Origin of the sequence: Erythrobacter sp., from assembly GCF_023653175.1 — a bacterium.
Classification (GTDB): Bacteria; Pseudomonadota; Alphaproteobacteria; order Sphingomonadales; family Sphingomonadaceae; genus Erythrobacter.
In genome coordinates this window covers 1-18,503 of the sequence record NZ_JAMNXL010000011.1, presented here as the reverse complement: position 1 = coordinate 18,503, position 18,503 = coordinate 1, and the positions used below count along the sequence as shown (strand labels likewise).

Below are 18,503 nucleotides of genomic sequence, written 5' to 3'. Positions count from 1 at the left end.
AGCGCGCTGTCACAAAGCCCGCGTAAAATTAGAGGCTTGACGCGGACTCTTCAAAGACTCATGCCTGTGGATAAGTTCCCACAAATGACAGGCGAGGGCCCCGTGGCAGGCGTGATAGAAAAGGTGAAGTCACGTGCGAAGAGCGTTGAAAAAACGCTCGAAACCGCGCGCCCGCTCGATCTGCCGCTGGGCCGCATCCTGCCCGGCGACTGCATCGAAGCGATGCGCTCCCTGCCTAACGCGAGCGTCGATCTGGTTTTCGCCGATCCGCCCTACAACCTCCAGCTCGGCGGCGATCTTGCCCGCCCCGATGGCAGCCATGTCGATGCGGTCACCGATCACTGGGACCAGTTCGACAGCATGGCGGTGTACGACAAGTTCACCCGCGAATGGCTGACCGAGGCGCGCCGCGTCTTGAAACCCGATGGCGCGCTGTGGGTGATCGGCAGCTACCACAACATCTTCCGCGTCGGCGCGATCCTGCAGGATCTCGGCTTCTGGATCTTGAACGACATCGTCTGGCGCAAGACCAACCCCATGCCCAATTTCAAGGGCACCCGCTTCACCAATGCGCACGAGACGCTGATCTGGGCGAGCATGGGCGAAAAGTCGCGCTACCACTTCAACTACCGCGCAATGAAGACCCTCAATGACGAGCTCCAGATGCGTAGTGACTGGGTGCTGCCGATCTGCTCGGGGGGCGAGCGGCTGAAGGAGAACGGCAAGAAAGCGCACCCGACGCAAAAGCCCGAAGCACTGCTCTACCGCGTGCTGCTGGCGACCACCGAGAAGGGCGATGTGGTGCTCGATCCCTTCTTCGGCACCGGCACCACCGGCGCGGTCGCCAAGCGGCTGGGGCGCGAATGGATCGGCTGCGAGCGCGAGGATTTCTACCGCGAAGTCGCCACCAAGCGCATCGACCGCGAACTGCCGCTCGATGAAAGCGCGCTCACCACGATGCAATCGGCCCGCACCGCGCCCAAGGTGGCGTTCGGGGCAGTCGTGGAGGCGGGGCTGATCCCGCCCGGCTCGCAAATCTTCGACAAGAAGCGCCGATGGATCGCCACGGTTCGGGCCGATGGCTCGCTGGAGTGCAATGGCAAGACCGGCTCGATCCACGGGCTCGGCAAGGAGCTGCAAGGCGCGCCGTCATGCAACGGCTGGGCCTTCTGGCACTACGAGCAGGGCGGTGAGGTGCAGCCGATCGACGCCGCGCGCCAGCTCTACCTGCTCGCGGCTGAAGACTGATCGCCCCTGTCAAACCAGCTTGAACAGCACCAGAGCGACCACGGCGATGATCACCCAGACCGTGTAGGTCAGAGCCTTGCCCCAGCTGCGCCGCCGCTGCCGGTCGTCTCGACGGTCACGTTCGATCTCGTTGCCGATCGACAGGGCATCGAAGAACAATTCCACCAAAGTCAGCATGATACGCGGCCTCCTGAGCCTTCGTCATAAAGGTGAGCCGGTTAGGAAAAGGTGAAACGCGTGGCGCCTGACGATAATCTGCGCACCCGCGTTGTCCGGGCCGCCGCACGCCTGCTAGACAGCCCCCATGTCTGACTCCGTCTATATCCACCCCCTTACCCTCGTTGCCGGTCCGCAAGGCGTGGAGGGCGCGGCGGTGCGGCTGGGGGGCAGCATGGTCTATGCCCGCGAATTCGCGCTGGTGCTGCGTGACGGGCGGGCGGTCAGCGAGCGCATCATCGGCACGCCTGCCGAGATCGAGGCGGCGCTCGCGCGCCTTTCGGGCGCTCTCGCGCAGGAAGCGGCCGCGCAATGGGGCAACCTTGCCAAGGTGCATGCGCCGCTCCAGCTGGGTGCGCGCACCGTCCGGCTCGACCAGCCGCAGGTGATGGGCATCCTCAACGTCACGCCCGACAGCTTTTCTGACGGCGGGCAGCATGACGCGCTCGAGGCCGGCCGCGCCCACGCCGCCGCGATGCTCGAGGCGGGGGCGGCGATCATCGACATCGGCGGGGAAAGCACCCGCCCGGGCGCGGCGGCGACCTTCGAGGACGAGGAGATCCGTCGTGTCGTGCCCGCAATCGAATATTGCGCTGCTATGGGCGCCGCGATCAGTCTCGACAGCCGCCGCGCAGGGGTGCTCGCGGCGGGGTTTGCGGCCGGCGCGCACATGGCCAACGACGTCTCGGCCCTGCGCTATGATCCGCGTTCCAAGGAAGTGGTCGCGACCGAGGGCTGTCCGGTGGTGCTGATGCATGCGCCGGGCGCCGGCGAGGACCTGCACAAGGGGCCCGGCTATGCCGATGTGGTGAGCGAGGTGTTCGATTTCCTCCACCACGCCCGCGCGCAGGCGATTGCGGCAGGGATCGGCGAGGACCGCATCATCCTCGACCCCGGCATCGGCTTTGGCAAGACGCTCGCCGAGAACCTTGCGCTGATCAATGCCCTGCCGCTGTTCCATGGGCTCGGCAGCCCGCTGATGCTGGGGGCGAGCCGCAAGCGGATGATCGGCGCGCTCTCCCGCGAGGAGGAGGCCGATGCGCGGCTGGCAGGCTCGCTCGCCCTGGCGCTCAAGGGCATGGAGGCCGGCGTCCACCTGCTGCGCGTCCACGATGTCGCCGAGACGGTGCAGGCGCGCAACGTGTGGCGCGGGTTGAGGGACGCAGCCCTCACCGATTACAGTACGCTGCCGCCGCTGTGAGACCCTGCCACGGTTCTGTAACGGGCCGCCGCCAGAGCTTCGCGCAACCCTTTCGAACGAGGAACTTGTCCATGCGCCGCACCCTGCTCTCCGCCGCCGCCGTCCTCGCGCTTGCCGCACCGGCCCTCGCCCAGACCCCGCAAACCGTTGAGGTCACCCCCGACCAGCTGCTTTCGCCCTATTACGAGGGGCTGAAGACCAAATCGGTCTTGCCCTACGCCGGGATCAATCCGGTGCTGATGCCCGACACCACGCTCACCCGCATCGCGGTCGGCAGCTGCAACCACCAGAGCGCATCGCAGCACATGTGGGCGCAGATTGCTGCGGCCAATCCGCAACTGTTCCTGATGATCGGCGACAATGTCTATGGCGACAACGGCTGGGATGGCGACGCGGGTCTCGAATCCCTGCGCCGCGCCTATGCGCTGCAGGCCTCGCATCCAGAATTCACCGGTTTCCGCGCCAAGGTGCCGATGATGGCGACCTGGGACGACCATGATTTCGGCTTCAACGATGCCGGCGGCAGCTTCCCGTTCCGCGGCTGGTCGGAGACCCTGTTCGAGACCTTCTGGGGTTCGTCCGAGGCGGTCAAGGCGCGGCCCGGGATCTACGAGAGCACCATCACCGGCCCTCAAGGCAAGCGCGTGCAGGTGATCATGCTCGACACGCGGTTCTTCCGTTCGGACTTGAAGCGCGCAGGCTGGACCAAGGACCGCCCGCCGCTCGGCGGCTATCTGCCCGATGACAGCGCGGGCAAGACCGTGCTCGGCGAGGCGCAATGGGCGTGGCTGGCGGCCGAGCTTGCCAAGCCGGCCGACCTCAGGATCGTGGTCTCCTCCACCCAGGTGCTGACGACCGCGCACCAGTTCGAAGGCTGGACCAACTTCCCGGCCGAGCGCACCCGGCTGCTCGACCTCTTGGGCAAGCGCGCCAAGAGCGGGCTGGTGCTGCTCTCGGGCGATCGCCATGCGGGCGGAATCTACAAGGTCGAACACACGGGCCAGACCATCTGGGAGCTGACCAGCTCCTCGCTCAACCTCGCTTTCGGCGACGACATCGAGCGCAGTACCGCGCGCGAGCCGGACGCGGCGCGGGTCGGGAAGTTCTATCCGATCGAGAATTACGGGCTGGTCGATATCGACTGGCAGGCCAAGCGCGTGACCGTCAGCCTCAAGGGCAACACCAGCGCCACGCTGGCGAGCGAGACCTTCGGCTGGTGAGACCGCTTGCCGCGGCGCGGGCTTTGTGCAAGTCTCTGGCAAATAACGGGGAGGACAGATGATGCTGGGCAAAGCAATGCTGACGGGACTGGTGGCGGCGATGCTGGCGGGCGGCGCGGCGCTGCCGGTGGCGGCGCAGGAAGCGACCGACATCTTCGGCAACAAGATCGTCAGCGGCAAGGAGCTCGCCAAGCTGATCGAGGCGGCGCAGGCGCACCCGCTCGGAGCCAAGGAGAACCCGGTGCGCGCCGACATGCCCGGCGGACAGCGCGCTTACCTCAACCGCCTGCGCTGTGCCGACGGCAAGCGCCCGACCTACGCCCGCGTCGGCAATTTCGGCCTCGGGGTCTACCAGCGGATCATCGACGGCTACGAGGTGCTGTGCGAGGGCAGCACGCCTGCCAAGTCGATGATCTACATGGACATGTACCACCCCGGCCACAAGGAACCGGCGGCAGTTCCGGGCTTCACGATCGAGCCGGCCTGATCCTGACTGCGCGTGCAAAATGTTTCACGTGAAACATTTCAAAGGGTTAGTGTAGGAAATCCGCTCCGGCAATCCATCACAGCGTGAAGCCGCCGTCCGATACCATGACGTGGCCGGTGATGTTGGCGGCGGCATCGGAGAGCAGGTAGAGGATCGAATCCGCCATCTCCGCGGAGGTGGCGAAGCGGCCCAGCGGCGTGGTCTTGGCCATCCGCGCAAGGGTCGCCTCGCGGCCGATCGCGGCGACCGAGGCCTTGAAATCCTCCCCGCTCTCCCAGATCGCGGTGTCGACCCCGCCCGGGGCTATTGCATTGACGCGGATACCCTTTTTCGCATTTTCGGCGGCGGCGATGCGCGCCATGTGGGCGACTGCGGCCTTGGCGACGCCGTAGGGGCCGATCCCGGGAACGGGCTTGAGACCAGTGGTCGACGACACGACGACCACGCTGCCACGCTTGCCCTCCATCGCCCTGAGCGCATGGCCCAGCGTGAGAAAGGCGCCGTCGAGGTTCACGTCCATCACCCGCCGCCATTCGGCGAGCGATACCGAGGCGATGAGCCCGCCCGAACCGATCCCGGCATTGACAACTGCATGGTCAAGACCCGCCAACGAGGGCGCGACGGCCTGCCAAAGACCGGCGTCGGCGACGCTGCCGACGATGCGGTGCACCTCGCATGCCCCAAGGTCGAGCGCGTCCATCCCCGCGCCATCGACATCGACCAGCACCAGCCGCGAGCACCCGCGTGCCGCCAATGCCTCGGCACAGGCCGCCCCGATCCCCGATGCCGCCCCCGTAACGAGCGCGACGCGCCCCGCGAAATCCTGAAGCTGTGTCATGCCGCGCCGCTAGGCTGGCACGGCGCGCCGATCAAGCAGCGTTATCGATCCCGAGATCGCTGAGCTTGCGATAGAGGGTCGAGCGCCCGATCCCCAGCCGCCGCGCGACCTCGGTCATGCGGCCGCGGTAGTGGCCGATGGCGAGGCGGATCACGTCGGCCTCGATCTCTTCGAGCGGGCGCAGGTTGCCGTCGGGGGTGTAGAGCATGATGCCCACGCCCTCGTGCGTGCTCGCGGCGGTGACGCTGCCCTGTTCGCCGAGCATTTCGGACAGCTGCGGGAAGCTGTCGGCGGTGAGCGAATTGCCCTCGCAATAGACCGCGGCGCGGAACAATACCGATTGCAGCTGGCGGACATTGCCCGGCCAGTCATAGGCGGCCAGCAGCGCCAGCGCGCCGTCGCCGACCGAGAGGTGGTTGAGGCCCGGCTGCTCGCCGATCCGGGCGAGGAAGTGGCGGGCCAGCGCGGGGATGTCACCGGTGCGCTCGCGCAAGGGGGGCAAGACGATGCGGGTCGCGCTCAGCCTGGCGGCGAGGCGTGCGTCGAACTGTCCGGCCGCGACCATCCGGTCGAGCCCGACATTGCTGGTGACCAGCAGCCGCACGTCGACGCGGAAGCCGTAGCTCGCGCCCACGGGGCGGATGATGCCGCTGTCCAGAGCCTCGGCGAGGCGCTGCTGGAGGGCGGGGGTGAGGCGGTCGATCTCGTCGAGGATCAGCGTGCCGCCGTCGCAATGCTGGAAGGCGCCGATCTGGCGGTCGAAGGCGCCGGGGAAGCTGCCGGCCTCGTGGCCGAACAGCACCGAATCGATCGAGCCGGGGGGGACAGAGGCGAGGTTGATGATGCGAAAGGCTTCCTTGGCCCGCGGCGATGCGCCGTGCATCGCGCGCATCAGCATTTCCTTGCCGGTGCCGCTCTCGCCCTCGATCAGGACATGGCCATGCCCGCGCGCGGCCTTGGCGGCCTGGGCGAGCGCGGCGCGGAAACTGGGCGCGGTGCCGATCATCGCGTCGAAATCGAGGCTGGCCGACATCTTCTCGGTCAGCGGGGCGAGTTCGTCACGCGGGACATCGCGGGTGGTGACAGAGCGCAGCGCCTCCATGAGCCGGTCGGCCGAGACGGGCTTGACCAGATAGTCCGAAGCGCCCGCGCGCATCGCCTCGACCGCGAGCAGCGGCGAGGCGCTGGTGGTGAGCATCAGGATCGGCAGGGCCGGGCGGCGCGACTTCAATTCGGTGATCAGCGCGCAGGCATCATCGCCCGGCACCCACTGGTCGAGCAGGATCGCGGAAAGCTGCATCCCTTCGCGCGTGCCGAGCATGGCGATCGCGGTCTCGGCGTCGGGGGCGACGATCGTGCGCCAGCCATCGCGCGCGGCGATCGCGGTGATGAGGCGGCCCTGCGCGGGCTCGTCATCGATGAGCATGACGATCCGCGCGTCATCCTGCGCCTGGGGAAGGCAATCCATCTCTGCCATCAGTCGTGCCGTTCGGCTCCCTTGCTGGCGCGGGACGAAAGGGCCCCGCGCCGACATCAGCAGCGAGCAATAGCTGGGAGGGGTAAAAACCCGATTAAGACTGTGCCGCAGCGGGACAGGTGTGCAGATCGCACCGCAGCCGGGGAGGGGCCGGTGCCTCTCGCCTGCCTCTCACTAAAGTTGGCTTGAGAAGCGCGCGCGGCTCCGATACGGGAGCGGCATGGGCCACGCGGCCCGTTTTTTTCGACAACCATTCGGCAACCAATCGCTCGCCCGAGCGTTAGGCCGCCCAAGGGGAAGAGACATCATGAGTGTTCACGACATGGATAAGGCCACGGCCACCTACAGCGGCTTCATGGCCACGCTGAAATGGGCCGTCCCGGTGATCGCGGTGATCACCTTCGCTGTCGTCGCCGCGATCGCCAGCTAAGCGCGCTCTCGTGAAAATCGCCATCCTGACAGAGCGCGCCTCGGGCGAGACGCGCGTTGCCGCCACGCCGGAAACGGCCAAGAAGTTTGCGGCCCTCGGCTGCACGGTCGCGGTGGAGGCGGGCGCGGGGGTAATCGCCTCGATCACCGACGAAGCCTATGCCGAGGCAGGGGCCAGCGTCGGTGACGCTGCCGCGACGGTGAAGGATGCCGACATCGTGCTCGGCATTCAGGCGCCCGATGTGGCGCTGCTGGCGGGTGCGAAGCCGGGTGCATGGGTGGCGGCGCTGTTCGATCCCTTCGGCAAGCGCGATGTTGTCGATGCTTACGCTGCGGCGGGCTTCGAGGCACTGAGCATGGAGTTCATGCCGCGCATCACCCGCGCGCAGTCGATGGACGTGCTGTCCTCGCAGTCGAACCTTGCCGGCTACAAGGCGGTGCTGGCGGCAGCGGACGCCTATGGCCGCGCCTTCCCGATGATGATGACCGCTGCCGGCACGGTGCAGGCCGCGCGCGCCTTTATCATGGGCGTGGGCGTGGCGGGCTTGCAAGCCATCGCCACTGCGCGGCGTCTGGGCGCGCAGGTCTCGGCGACCGACGTGCGGAGCGCGACCAAGGAGCAGATCCAGTCGCTCGGCGCCAAGCCGATCTTTGTCGAGAATGTCGCCGGGATCGAGGGCGAAGGTTCGGGCGGCTATGCCACCGAAATGAGCGAGGAATACCAGAAGGCGCAGGCCGAACTGGTCTCCAGCCACATCGCCAAGCAGGACATCGTCATCACGACGGCTTTGATTCCGGGCCGCGCCGCGCCGCGCCTCGTCACCGACGCGCAGATCGCGACGATGAAGCCGGGCAGCGTGATCTTCGACCTTGCGGTGGCGCAAGGCGGGAACGTGGAAGGTTCGGTGGCTGACGAGGTCGTGGTCAAGCACGGCGTCAAGATTATCGGCTATGCCAACACCCCCGCCGCGCTCCCCGCCGACGCCTCGGCGCTGTTCGCGCGCAACCACTACAATTTCCTCAGCGCCTTCTGGGACAAGGAGGCCGGTAAGCCCGCGCTGGACGAGGAAATCGGCAATGCCATCCGCCTCACGCAGGGCGGCAAGGTTGTGAACGAGAGGCTTCAGGGGTGATTTCCCGGCTGGTTGGAACTGCAAGGTTGCTTCTCCCGGCCCTCGCCGGGATCGCCGCCGTGTCGGCGAATGCGCAGGCCAATCTTCCTCCGGAAGTCAAAATCTCGTGGCAGATCGTCGCGGCCGTCGAACCGCAACTGGCGTTCGATATTGCCAAGAACAAGCCGTATTCGGTCGCGACGGCGCAACCGCTCGGTCTGCTCGCTCTTGAGCAGCCCGCGGTGCGCGCCAAGGGTTCCTCCGCCATTCCGGCTGGCGCCTTGTTCGCCCCCAGCATCATCGGCACCGGCGTGATCTGCGAGCCCGGCCGCCGGCCGGGTCAGGACACCATCTCCTGCCTGGCCGACAGTGACAGTGACGGGCGCTTCGATCATTCCTCCAAGGTGCAGACACGCTTCATCGAATGGGACTCGATGACCAAGATCGGGTTTCTGGTCGACGTCAATCCGGTGTCGCCGTGGCAGCCGCTCGGCTCGCCCGTTACCGCCGCGCCGGTTGCCGAAGTTCCGGCGACGGCCAAAATGAATATCGAACTCACGCTGACGTGGCCGAAAAGCGGGCGCGGCACGCGGTTCAATCTGTGTGCGATGAAGAACGAGGGCAAGGACGTGTGGGGCGGGAATATCATGACCCCCTTCTGCGCCCCGGAACTGACATTTCCCGGGGGGCGGGGGCAGCAGCAGCTCGCGAATCTGCCCGGTGGCAGTCTGACGCTCGTTTCGATCGGCAAATCATCTGCCAGAATTCTGCTCGACCCTCCCAAAGTCGGGACCACCTACTAACCGCTGACTTCCTTCGGAGCGTCGCCAACATGGACTTTATCCCAATCCTCTGGATCGTCGGACTGGCCTGCTTCGCGGGCCCCTCCGTCGTTCGGTCGGTGGCCGCCTCCGCGCGGCGTGTTCGTCAACGGGCGGCAACCGGGGCAAGCCAATGGGCCTGATCAACGCCACCGTCTGGGACGCCGCCGATGCTGCCGATGACCTCGGCTACGCGCTCGGCGCGGGCGAGCAGGTCCGCTTCGCCTTCAAGATGATCCGCGATTCGATCATCTTCACCGACCGGCGGATCATGATCACCGACATCCAGGGCCTGACCGGATCGAAGCGCCGCTACCTGTCGATCCCCTACCGCGCGATCACCACCTTCACGCTGGAGAGCGCAGGCCATTTCGATCTCGACACCGAGCTCACCATCACCATCTCGGGCAGCGAACCCATCGCCCTGAACCTCAGCCGCGGCGCGGACGTTCCGGGGCTGGTGACGCTGCTCACCGAATATCTTGCGCCGGGGAAATAGGGGCGTGCGCGGGGGCAGGGCGAGGGTTGCGAGACTATCGGGCGCGTCGCTCGCGCTGATCGCCTGCGCACTGGGCGTCGCAGCCGAGGCGCAGACCAAGCCGCGCCTCGCCTGCTATACCGCCGAGTTCCGGATGGAGCCGATCCAGAAGCCCGCCGAGGCCGTCTGGATCCCCGAGGATTCGCCGATTTTCGAGACCCGGCTGCTGCCGCTCGGGCTCTATGAGGTCGAGCAGCCGGTGGTGCTCGCCGGGACGACGCTGCTGCGCCCGGGTGACCAGCTGATGGCGATGCGCTCCAAGACCACGCCGGTGCGCTGCAACTACCCCCAGCTCAAGTCCGCGGACATCGCCGCGCGCGAGCGGATCTGCGTCTTCGATCCCGATGGCGACGGCAGTTTCGACCGCGTCCAGGTGCGCAGCCGCGGCGGCGACAACTGGTTCGCGATGGCTTGGGAGCACCCCAAGGAGGGCGTTCAGACCATCGCGCCGGTAAGCATGAAGCCGATCGCGCCGACCGCCTTCCGCGGCGGGCCGAGCATCACGTTCTATGCCGACCACATCCCGCTGCGCCGCAAGCCGCGCGACGGCTCGCCGCCCTATTACGAGGCCTTCACCCGCGCCAAGCTCTACGGGGCGGACGGGCTGAACTGGCCGATGTCGCTCGGTTCGCCGGCAATGGGCCGCGGCTTGCTGGGCGGTGACGTCGTCCTCCATCACGGCCTTCTCATCAAGGTCGAGGAAGTCGCGGCAGAAAAGACGCTGATTTCGTACAAGGGCAACTTCGACGGCCACGTCGTCTCGCTTCCCTTCCTCAATTCATACGAGCACAAGTGCGACACGTCTGTGCGCATGGGTATCTGACAAGCACGAGGACCATATGGACTTCATCTCAATTCTCAGCATCTTCGTGCTGGCCTGCTTCGTGGGCTATTACGTTGTCTGGTCGGTGACCCCGGCGCTGCATACCCCGTTGATGGCGGTGACCAACGCGATCTCCTCGGTGATCATCGTCGGCGCGCTGATCGCGTCTGCCGAGGCGAACAGCCCGGTCGCCAAGTATCTCGGCCTGTTCGGAGTGGTGCTCGCGAGCATCAATATCTTCGGGGGCTTCGCTGTGACCGAGCGCATGCTCGCGATGTACAAGAAGAAGGAGAAGTAAGCGCATGACCTTCTCCCTCCTTGCCGCCGGCGCAGAGCACGGCGCCGGAACCCCCGCCTGGGCAATGCTCGCCTACCTCGTGGCGGGCGTGTTCTTCATCCTCGCGCTGCGGGGCCTCTCGAGCCCGGCGACCAGCCGCACCGGCAACCGCAACGGCATGATCGGCATGGCGCTGGCGGTCGGCACGACGCTCGTCACCCATGACATCGCCAATATCGTCGAGATCCTGATCGCGGTCGGCATCGGCGGCGCCGTCGGTGTCGTGGTCGCCCGCCGCATCGCCATGACCGCGATGCCGGAACTGGTCGCAGGCTTCCACAGCCTCGTCGGTCTGGCGGCGGTGGTGGTCGGCTTTGGCGCATGGCTCGATCCGCAGTCCTTCGGGATTGTCGACGCGGCGGGGCAGATCCTCGCGGTGAGCCGCATCGAACTCGGCCTTGGCATCGCCATCGGGGCTATCACCTTCTCGGGTTCGGTGATTGCGTTCCTCAAGCTGTCGGGCCGGATGAGCGGCTCGCCGATCATGCTGCCCGGGCGGCACGTCATCAATCTCGGAACGCTGGGTGCGATCATCGTGCTGATCGGCCTCTACACCGTCTCGCCCGCGGGCGCGGCGGGAGAGGGTTGGATGGTGATCGCGGTCGCGCTGCTGGCCTTTGTCATCGGCTTCCTGCTGATCATCCCGATCGGCGGCGCGGACATGCCGGTCGTGGTGTCGATGCTGAACAGCTATTCGGGCTGGGCGGCGGCCGCGATGGGCTTCACGCTCGGCAACACGGCGATGATCATCACCGGGGCGCTGGTCGGCTCCTCGGGGGCGATCCTCAGCTACATCATGTGCCGTGCGATGAACCGCAGCTTCATCAGCGTGATCGCGGGCGGCTTCGGCGCCGACGCAGGCGCTGCCGGCGGCGGCGGCGCGCGCGAACAGCGGCCCTACAAGCAAGGCAGCGCGGAAGACGCCGCCTACATGCTCGAGCAGGCCGAAAGCGTCATCATCATCCCCGGTTACGGGATGGCGGTCGCGCAGGCCCAGCACGCGCTGCGCGAGATGGGCGACAAGCTCAAGGAAAAGGGCGTGTCGGTCAAATACGCCATCCACCCCGTCGCGGGCCGCATGCCGGGGCACATGAACGTGCTCCTCGCCGAAGCCAGCGTGCCCTATGACGAGGTGTTCGAATTGGAGGACATCAACTCCGAATTCGCCCAGGCCGACGTCGCCTTCATCATCGGCGCGAACGACGTGGTGAACCCCGCGGCCAAGACCGACAAGTCCTCGCCCATCTACGGTATGCCGGTGTTCGATGTCGACAAGGCCAAGCAGGTCTTCTTCATCAAGCGTTCGATGGGGGGCGTCGGCTATGCCGGCGTCGACAACGACGTGTTCTACATGAACCAGACCGTCATGCTCCTCGCGGACGCGAAGAAGATGGTCGAGGAAATCGTCAAGTCGCTGGACTAATTCCGAGGCCAAGATGCGCAAACTGATCATCGGCGTGTTGCTGATCATGCTGCTGGCGGGCGGGGCGGTTTACACCGGCCTCGCCAACCCGCTCGTCGAGATGCAGGTCAAGGGCGCTCTCGTTCAATCCGGCATCGGCGAGAAGCGCGCGGCCTGCATGGCGGAGCGGATGGTCGACCGGCTGACCATCGGCCAGCTGTGGAAACTGCGGCAGGGTATGGCCCCGCAAGCAGGCGAGCCCGAGGAAGGCTACGGCCTCGGCGAGCTCGTCAAGCGCCTGCGCCGCGTCAATGATGGCGAGGCGGTGGCGGTGCTCACCACTTCGGCCGGGCTGTGCGCGGTGGGGCTTGGTTAGCGCCTGACGCTTGCATTCCCTCCCTCCGATGCGCCACAACGGCTGCGGAGAGGGAGATCACCATGAACCGCATTGCTTTGCTGGCCGCGCTGCTCGTTTCAGCCGCCGCTACGCCGCTTGCCGCCGAGACACACCGTATCGAACCGGGCGAGGGCGCGGCGACGCGCTTGCAGGAGGCGCTGATCCTCGCCGAACCGGGCGACGTGATCGAACTGGGCGAGGGGCGCTTCACCCTCACCGACGGGCTCAGCCTCGATGTCGACGGGGTTACGGTGCGCGGGGCCGGGATGGACAAGTCGATCCTCGATTTCACCGGCCAGCAAGGCGCGGGCGAGGGGCTGCTGGTCACCTCCGACAACGTCACCTTGCGCGATTTCGCGGTCGAGAACCCCAAGGGCGACGGGATCAAGTCAAAGGGCGCGGACATGATCGTTTACTCGGGCATCCGCGTCGAATGGACCGGCGGGCCCAAGGCCACCAACGGCGCTTACGGCATCTATCCGGTCGAGAGCGTGGGTGTGCTGGTCACCAATTCCGTGGTCACCGGCGCGTCGGACGCAGGGATCTACGTGGGCCAGAGCCGCGACATCACCGTCAGCGAGAATATCGTCACCTACAACGTGGCGGGGATCGAGATCGAGAACAGCCGGGGCGCGCTCGTCATCAACAACATCGCCAGCCGCAACACCGGCGGGCTCTTGGTGTTCGACTTGCCCGGCCTCCCCGTGATGAACGGCGGCAACGTGATCCTGCGCGAGAACGTGGTGAGCGACAACGACACCCCCAATTTCGCGCCCCCGGGCAATATCGTCGCGAGTGTCCGGCGCGGCACCGGGGTGCTGGTGATGGCGAACGACGGCGTGCTGATCGAAGACAATGCCTTCGAGAACAACCCGACCGCGCATGTCATGGTGATCGCCTATGTCCAGAAGTTCGATGACCCGCGCTACAACCCCTATGCCAGGAACGTCATCGTCGGCGAAAACGCCTTCGGGCGCGGCGGGGACGATCCGCAGCTCGATGGCAAGGAAGCGCTGCTCGCGGCTTTCGGCGGGGCGCTGCCCCCGGTGCTGTGGGACGGGATCGTCGAGGACGACAATGGCCTGCGGATCGCGGAAGGCGTGACCGGCTGGACGCTGAACCTCAAGACCCCCGGCCAGTCCATGGCCGAGGCGCAGCCCGGGCCGCTCACGCTGACCCCGCTGGAAAGCTGGGAATTCCCCGAAGTCGGTGCTCCGGCGGCGCTGGAGGCGCGGCTGAAGTGAAGCACGGGTTCGGCCTCCTCGCGCTCGCCTGCGTCACCTTGGGTGGGGCGCTGGCCCATGGAGCCGTGCCCGAGCCGCAGCTAGTGAACGACGCGGCGGTAACCGGCACCGCCTTTCCCGAGACGCTCTCGGCATTCGGCTTCTTTGCCGATGGCGCGCGGCAGGTGCCCGCCGCGCGGGTCTATCCTTACGCGCTTAACACCCCGCTGTGGTCGGACGGCGCGGACAAGCTGCGCTTCATCTACCTCCCGCAAGGCACGCAGCTCACGGCGGATGGAGATGGTCTGCTGCAATTCCCCGTCGGCGCCGCGATCCTCAAGACCTTCGCTTTCGGGACAGGCAAGGACCGCCGGTTGATCGAGACCCGCGTGCTGCTGCGCCGCGCGGATGGCTGGGTGGCGCTGCCCTATCGCTGGAACGCCGAGCAGACCGAGGCGACCCTCGCGCTCACCGGAGGGCGGATCGACCTCGTGACGCCTGCGGGCGAGGCGATCTCCTATGCCATCCCCAACAAGAACCAGTGCAAGACCTGCCATGCGAGCAGCAACAGGGTCGTCCCCATCGGCCCCAAGGCGCGCAATCTGACCGCGGCGTGGCTCGGCCAGATGGCGAAGGCGGGTGCGCTCGACCGGGTGCCGGCAGGGGCGGGGACGCTCCCCGTCTGGGCCGCCCGCAAGCCCAAGGACGCCGCCGCGCCGCTCGCGCGGGCCTATCTCGACGTCAATTGCGCCCATTGCCACCAGCCGGGCGGTGGCGCGTCCAACTCCGGGCTCGACCTGCGCTGGGAGCAGGATGATCCGCAGGCTTACGGCATCGGCAAGCGCCCGGTTGCCGCCGGGCGCGGGGCGGGGGAATACGAGTTCTCGATCGTCGCCGGGCACCCGGACGAATCGATCCTGCTCTACCGCATGGCCAGCGCGGCCCCCGGCATCGCCATGCCCGAACTCGGAAAGGCGAGCGTCGACAAGGAGGGCGTTGCGGTGGTGCGCCGCTGGATTGCGGAGATGGACAAGTGATGAAGTGGGTTTTGCGCGGATTGCTGGCATTGATCGCGCTGCTGGTGATCGCCTTCATGATCTTCCGCACCCCCGACACCGATCCAGCCGCAATGCGCGCCAAATACGGCGCTCCGCCCTCGCAATTCGTCGCAATCGGCGATGGGGTGACCGTCCACCTGCGGGATGAAGGCCCGCGTGATGCGCCCGCGATCGTGCTGCTCCACGGCTCCAACGCCGATCTGCACACCTGGGAGCCTTGGGTGCAGGCGCTCAAGACCCGTTACCGCGTGATCCGCTTCGATCAGGTCGGCCACGGTCTCACCGGCCCCGATCCGAAAGGTGACTACGCCACCGACAGTTTCGTCGCCGATATCGGCGAGGTGGCGGACAAGCTGGGCCTTTCGACCTTCATCCTCGGCGGCAATTCGATGGGCGGCAAGCACGCGCTCGCCTACGCGATCCAGCACCCCGAGCGCTTGACCGGCCTCGTGCTGGTCGACGGCAGCGGCGGGCCGATGCTGGATCTCGCCCCCAAGAAGGATGAGGAGGACAGCGGCAATATCGGCTTCACCATCGCGCGGATGCCCGGGGTCAATCTGCTGGCCGAACAGATCACCCCGCGCAGCCTGATCGCGCAGAGCCTCGAGCAATCGGTCTCGGTGAAGTCGGTGGCTGGGCCCGCCGCAGTGGACCGCTACTGGGAGCTGCTGCGCTACCCCGGCAACCGCCGCGCCACCCTTGCGCGCTTCAGCATGCCCTATGACCCGCTCGCCGAAGCCGACATCGCCAGAGTGACCACGCCGACGCTGATCCTGTGGGGCGAGGAAGACCGCATCATCCCGGTCGAGGCGGGGCAGTGGCTGGCGAAGACCCTGCCTGCCAATACTTTGCGCATCTATCCCGGCATCGGCCACCTGCCGCACGAAGAGGCCCCGGACAGGACGCTCGCCGACCTCGAAGCGTGGCTTGCGCAGCACGCTCCGCTTCCAAAACAACCCTGAGTTGCCAACCCGTCATGTGCCCACTGGACGCGAGGGTTGCCCGCGCCCTACACCCCTTCGCAACTGCACACTGACGAACAAGGGGCACGGGCTTTTGCGCAAACTCGGGATCATCGGCGGCATGAGCTGGGTGTCGACCGCGACCTATTATGATCGCATCAACCGCATCGTCCAGAAGCGCGCCGCTCCGATGGCGAGCGCGCCGCTGCTGATCGAAAGCCTCGACTTCTGCCAGCTCTACGCGCTCACTGCCGAGCGTGACTGGCAGCGCGCGGCGAGCGTGCTGGTCGAAAGCGCAAGGCGGCTGGAAGGGGCAGGGGCCGAGGGCCTGATCATCGGCGCCAATTCGATGCACCGGCTCTATGATGATGTCGCGGCGGCGGTGAACATCCCCATCCTGCACATCGCCGAATATGTCGGCCTCGCGATGAAGCGCGCCGGCAAGACCAGCGCCGCCCTGCTCGGCACCCGCAACGTGATGACCGAGAGCTTCTATCGCAAGCGCCTCGTCGCGCACGGGATCGACCTGCTGCCGCCCAACCTCGCTTATGTCGAGATGCTCGACAAGATCATCTATGACGAGCTGATGGTCGGCAAGGTCACCCGCGAGGCGGAGCGGACATTGAAGACGATCATCACCAACACCGAACAGGAAGGCGCAGCCGCGGTGGTGCTGGCCTGTACCGAGCTCGATCTGGTGGTGGACGTCGATGCCAACGTTCTGCCGATCTTCGACTCCACCCGAATCCATTGCGAGGCGGCGGCGAACTGGATCCTCGAGCAGGAAGTTGTGGGCTGACGTTCGTTTCGTCTGCCCCTGCGGGCGGCTGGCCGCATCGGGACGTTGCATGGGGTGCAACGCGTTAACGTTCTCACTATCTGCGCCCACGGATTTTGTCACGGAAACGTAACAGGCATTATCCGGGTCTTCGGGTCGCACCGACGGGCCCTTGGGGCCGCTCTCCTCCCCCCCAATCACCGGAGGGCGGCCCCATATTTCTCCCCAGATTCGCAGGCACCAAGCGGTTGTATTTCATAGGATCTCGCGGTGTTCCTGCCTCGTTCCGGTTGAGCCCGCGCGGCCATGCTCCTAAGCGCTGAGCCCGTGACCCCCCGCGCCCCCTACGCTGCCGATCCCGCCGCCGGCCCTGCCCGCGAATTCGCGCGCGCCGATGCGGGCGAGCAGCGCGGGCCCCGCAGCCCGTTCCAGCGCGACCGGGACAGGATCATCCATTCGATGAGCTTCCGGCGGCTCAAATCGAAGACCCAGGTGTTCATCGCCCCTGACGGCGACCACTACCGCACCCGCCTCACCCACAGCCTCGAAGTCGCGCAGATCGGCCGGGTGATCGCCCGCGCGCTGGGGCTCGACGAGGATCTCACCGAGGCGCTGTGCCTTGCGCATGATCTCGGCCACCCGCCCTTCGGCCATGCGGGCGAGGCGGCGCTCAGCGACGCGATGGAGCGGCACGGCGGCTTCTGCCACAATGCCCAGGCCTTGCGCACGGTGATGCGGATCGAGTGCCCTTACCCTGAGCATGACGGCCTCAATCTGACATGGGATCTGCTCGAGGGGCTGGCCAAACACAATGGCCCGGTCACCGCGCCGGGCTGGGCGCTCGCCGAACTCGACGCGGCGTTTCCGCTGATGCTGGACACTTGGCCCTCGCTGGAAGCGCAGGTCGCGGCCGTGGCCGACGACATCGCCTATGACAATCACGACATCGACGATGGCCTGCGGGCGGGGTTCCTCACGCTCGATGACCTGCTGACGCTGGATTTCCTCGCAGACCAGTGGCGTAGCGTCGAAAAGCGCTTTCCCCATGCCCCGCGCGAGCGTCTGCTGCGCGAGATGATACGCGACCAGATCGGGATGATGGTGAACGACGTGATCGCGCATACGGTGCAGGCGGCGCGCGGGCTTGGCTCGGTCGCCGAGGTGCGTGCGGCGGGGCGCCAGCTCGCCGGGTTCTCGCCCGCAATGGCCGCGCAGGAGCGGCGGCTGAAGAGCTTCATGTATGAACGCCTCTACTACCACCCCGAACAGATCGCTGCGGCCGGAAAGGCGCGCGATGTCGTGGCGCGGCTTTTTGCGGCCTATGCGCAGGATGCGACGCTGATGCCCGACGACTGGCTCGCCCGCCTGCCGCAGGCCGAACCGCAGCGTGCCCGCGTGATCGCCGATTTCATCGCCGGGATGAGCGATCGCTTCGCGATCCGTGCGGTCGGCGCAATCTACGGCACCCGGCCCGAGGGGCTGATCAATGTATGAACCCCGCATCACCGGCCCCGTGCGGGTCGCGCTGGTCGGCGCCACCGGTCTGATCGGGCGCCGTGTGATCGAGGTGGCGAGTGCGGGCGATGCTGTGCGCCTGCTCGGCATCGCCCGGCGCGAGGCGCCGCTGCCGCCGGGCGCGCGGATGGAGATGTTCGTCTCCGATGCCTCCAAGTGGGGTGACGTGCTCGACGCGGTGCGCCCGCGCGCGCTGATCTGCGCGCTGGGCACCACCTGGAAGAAGGCGGGGCGCGATGAAGCCGCGTTCCGCGCGGTCGACCACGATCTGGTGCTCGCCACCGCCGAGGCGGCCAAGCGCGCGGGCGTGCCCAACATGGTGCTGGTCAGCGCGGCGGGGGCCGACAAGCGGAGCAAGGCGCTCTACATGCGGGTCAAGGGCGAGACCGAGGAGGCGGTGAGCCGGATCGGCTTCAAGCGG

General features: G+C 66.8%; 21 protein-coding genes. 18 read left to right on the top strand and 3 right to left on the bottom strand.

All coding sequences use genetic code 11. The features are described from left to right. Nucleotides 1–84: 84 nt before the first annotated feature. Nucleotides 85–1,248 (top strand): site-specific DNA-methyltransferase, encoded by a 1,164-nt coding sequence (locus NBV68_RS02645; RefSeq protein ID WP_296306976.1) that lies wholly within the window; start codon nucleotides 85–87, stop codon nucleotides 1,246–1,248. A gap of 9 nt (nucleotides 1,249–1,257) precedes the next feature. On the opposite strand, the gene NBV68_RS02640 is transcribed toward NBV68_RS02645, so the two are convergent. Next, complete coding sequence (locus tag NBV68_RS02640) at nucleotides 1,258–1,425, bottom strand: hypothetical protein (RefSeq protein ID WP_296306974.1); 168 nt, start codon at nucleotides 1,423–1,425, stop codon at nucleotides 1,258–1,260. Nucleotides 1,426–1,552: 127 nt separating this feature from the next. Between NBV68_RS02640 and folP the strand changes: the two genes are divergently transcribed. The 3 genes from folP (at nucleotide 1,553) to NBV68_RS02625 (ending at nucleotide 4,372) form a co-directional block, all read left to right on the top strand. Next, nucleotides 1,553–2,665, top strand: coding sequence for a dihydropteroate synthase (gene folP, locus NBV68_RS02635; protein ID WP_296306973.1), 1,113 nt, complete (start codon nucleotides 1,553–1,555; stop codon nucleotides 2,663–2,665). A gap of 71 nt (nucleotides 2,666–2,736) precedes the next feature. Then, nucleotides 2,737–3,885, top strand: coding sequence for an alkaline phosphatase D family protein (locus NBV68_RS02630; protein ID WP_296306972.1), 1,149 nt, complete (start codon nucleotides 2,737–2,739; stop codon nucleotides 3,883–3,885). Between the two features lie 58 nt (nucleotides 3,886–3,943). Next, nucleotides 3,944–4,372, top strand: coding sequence for a hypothetical protein (locus tag NBV68_RS02625; protein ID WP_296306970.1), 429 nt, complete (start codon nucleotides 3,944–3,946; stop codon nucleotides 4,370–4,372). Between the two features lie 76 nt (nucleotides 4,373–4,448). Here the strand turns inward: NBV68_RS02625 and NBV68_RS02620 are convergent, their stop codons facing one another. Beyond that, entirely contained in the window at nucleotides 4,449–5,210 is a 762-nt protein-coding gene (locus NBV68_RS02620; RefSeq protein WP_296306969.1) for an SDR family oxidoreductase, read from the bottom strand. A 31-nt stretch (nucleotides 5,211–5,241) separates the two neighbouring features. Then, entirely contained in the window at nucleotides 5,242–6,678 is a 1,437-nt protein-coding gene (locus tag NBV68_RS02615; RefSeq protein WP_296307003.1) for a sigma-54 dependent transcriptional regulator, read from the bottom strand. Between the two features lie 316 nt (nucleotides 6,679–6,994). Here NBV68_RS02615 and NBV68_RS02610 point away from each other — a divergent pair, with 316 nt between their 5' ends. The 14 genes from NBV68_RS02610 to NBV68_RS02545 form a co-directional block, all read left to right on the top strand. Beyond that, complete coding sequence (locus NBV68_RS02610; protein ID WP_296306968.1) at nucleotides 6,995–7,117, top strand: hypothetical protein; 123 nt, start codon at nucleotides 6,995–6,997, stop codon at nucleotides 7,115–7,117. A 10-nt stretch (nucleotides 7,118–7,127) separates the two neighbouring features. Next, a complete protein-coding gene (locus tag NBV68_RS02605; protein ID WP_296306966.1) occupies nucleotides 7,128–8,249 on the top strand; it encodes an NAD(P) transhydrogenase subunit alpha in 1,122 nt (373 codons plus the stop codon). Next, nucleotides 8,246–9,031, top strand: coding sequence for a hypothetical protein (locus tag NBV68_RS02600; protein ID WP_296306964.1), 786 nt, complete (start codon nucleotides 8,246–8,248; stop codon nucleotides 9,029–9,031). Before NBV68_RS02605 ends, NBV68_RS02600 begins: the two co-directional genes overlap by 4 nt. Nucleotides 9,032–9,182: 151 nt before the next feature. Beyond that, nucleotides 9,183–9,548: a PH domain-containing protein gene (locus NBV68_RS02595; protein ID WP_296306963.1), complete on the top strand. Its 366-nt coding sequence runs from the start codon at nucleotides 9,183–9,185 to the stop codon at nucleotides 9,546–9,548. A 4-nt stretch (nucleotides 9,549–9,552) separates the two neighbouring features. Then, nucleotides 9,553–10,410 (top strand): hypothetical protein, encoded by an 858-nt coding sequence (locus NBV68_RS02590; protein ID WP_296306961.1) that lies wholly within the window; start codon nucleotides 9,553–9,555, stop codon nucleotides 10,408–10,410. Between the two features lie 16 nt (nucleotides 10,411–10,426). Beyond that, entirely contained in the window at nucleotides 10,427–10,708 is a 282-nt protein-coding gene (locus NBV68_RS02585) for an NAD(P) transhydrogenase subunit alpha (RefSeq protein ID WP_296306960.1), read from the top strand. A 64-nt stretch (nucleotides 10,709–10,772) separates the two neighbouring features. Then, nucleotides 10,773–12,170: an NAD(P)(+) transhydrogenase (Re/Si-specific) subunit beta gene (locus NBV68_RS02580; protein ID WP_296307002.1), complete on the top strand. Its 1,398-nt coding sequence runs from the start codon at nucleotides 10,773–10,775 to the stop codon at nucleotides 12,168–12,170. 13 nt (nucleotides 12,171–12,183) lie between these two features. Then, the gene (locus tag NBV68_RS02575) at nucleotides 12,184–12,525 is read left to right on the top strand and encodes a hypothetical protein (protein ID WP_296306959.1); all 342 of its coding nucleotides are present in this window, start codon (nucleotides 12,184–12,186) and stop codon (nucleotides 12,523–12,525) included. Between the two features lie 62 nt (nucleotides 12,526–12,587). After that, entirely contained in the window at nucleotides 12,588–13,790 is a 1,203-nt protein-coding gene (locus tag NBV68_RS02570; protein ID WP_296306958.1) for a parallel beta-helix domain-containing protein, read from the top strand. Then, on the top strand, nucleotides 13,787–14,806 hold the full coding sequence (locus NBV68_RS02565) for an SO2930 family diheme c-type cytochrome (RefSeq protein ID WP_296306957.1): 1,020 nt from the start codon (nucleotides 13,787–13,789) through the stop codon (nucleotides 14,804–14,806). Before NBV68_RS02570 ends, NBV68_RS02565 begins: the two co-directional genes overlap by 4 nt. Continuing rightward, a complete protein-coding gene (locus tag NBV68_RS02560; RefSeq protein WP_296306956.1) occupies nucleotides 14,806–15,789 on the top strand; it encodes an alpha/beta hydrolase in 984 nt (327 codons plus the stop codon). The genes NBV68_RS02565 and NBV68_RS02560 overlap by 1 nt, the downstream gene beginning before the upstream one ends. A 94-nt stretch (nucleotides 15,790–15,883) precedes the next feature. Further along, entirely contained in the window at nucleotides 15,884–16,588 is a 705-nt protein-coding gene (locus NBV68_RS02555) for an amino acid racemase (RefSeq protein ID WP_296306955.1), read from the top strand. 285 nt (nucleotides 16,589–16,873) lie between these two features. Then, the gene (locus NBV68_RS02550) at nucleotides 16,874–18,061 is read left to right on the top strand and encodes a deoxyguanosinetriphosphate triphosphohydrolase (RefSeq protein ID WP_296306952.1); all 1,188 of its coding nucleotides are present in this window, start codon (nucleotides 16,874–16,876) and stop codon (nucleotides 18,059–18,061) included. After that, nucleotides 18,054–18,503 (top strand): NAD(P)H-binding protein (locus tag NBV68_RS02545; RefSeq protein WP_296306951.1); only part of this gene is annotated, 450 nt, incomplete at its 3' end. The genes NBV68_RS02550 and NBV68_RS02545, both read left to right, overlap by 8 nt.

Coding starts and splice junctions, on each gene's coding strand:
- NBV68_RS02645 (WP_296306976.1), top strand. CDS start 85: ATGACAGGCGAGGGCCCCGTGGCAGGCGTGATAGAAAAGGTGAAGTCA.
- NBV68_RS02640 (WP_296306974.1), bottom strand. CDS start 1,425: ATGCTGACTTTGGTGGAATTGTTCTTCGATGCCCTGTCGATCGGCAAC.
- folP (WP_296306973.1), top strand. CDS start 1,553: ATGTCTGACTCCGTCTATATCCACCCCCTTACCCTCGTTGCCGGTCCG.
- NBV68_RS02630 (WP_296306972.1), top strand. CDS start 2,737: ATGCGCCGCACCCTGCTCTCCGCCGCCGCCGTCCTCGCGCTTGCCGCA.
- NBV68_RS02625 (WP_296306970.1), top strand. CDS start 3,944: ATGATGCTGGGCAAAGCAATGCTGACGGGACTGGTGGCGGCGATGCTG.
- NBV68_RS02620 (WP_296306969.1), bottom strand. CDS start 5,210: ATGACACAGCTTCAGGATTTCGCGGGGCGCGTCGCGCTCGTTACGGGG.
- NBV68_RS02615 (WP_296307003.1), bottom strand. CDS start 6,678: ATGGATTGCCTTCCCCAGGCGCAGGATGACGCGCGGATCGTCATGCTC.
- NBV68_RS02610 (WP_296306968.1), top strand. CDS start 6,995: ATGAGTGTTCACGACATGGATAAGGCCACGGCCACCTACAGCGGCTTC.
- NBV68_RS02595 (WP_296306963.1), top strand. CDS start 9,183: ATGGGCCTGATCAACGCCACCGTCTGGGACGCCGCCGATGCTGCCGAT.
- NBV68_RS02585 (WP_296306960.1), top strand. CDS start 10,427: ATGGACTTCATCTCAATTCTCAGCATCTTCGTGCTGGCCTGCTTCGTG.
- NBV68_RS02580 (WP_296307002.1), top strand. CDS start 10,773: ATGCTCGCCTACCTCGTGGCGGGCGTGTTCTTCATCCTCGCGCTGCGG.
- NBV68_RS02575 (WP_296306959.1), top strand. CDS start 12,184: ATGCGCAAACTGATCATCGGCGTGTTGCTGATCATGCTGCTGGCGGGC.
- NBV68_RS02570 (WP_296306958.1), top strand. CDS start 12,588: ATGAACCGCATTGCTTTGCTGGCCGCGCTGCTCGTTTCAGCCGCCGCT.
- NBV68_RS02560 (WP_296306956.1), top strand. CDS start 14,806: ATGAAGTGGGTTTTGCGCGGATTGCTGGCATTGATCGCGCTGCTGGTG.
- NBV68_RS02550 (WP_296306952.1), top strand. CDS start 16,874: ATGCTCCTAAGCGCTGAGCCCGTGACCCCCCGCGCCCCCTACGCTGCC.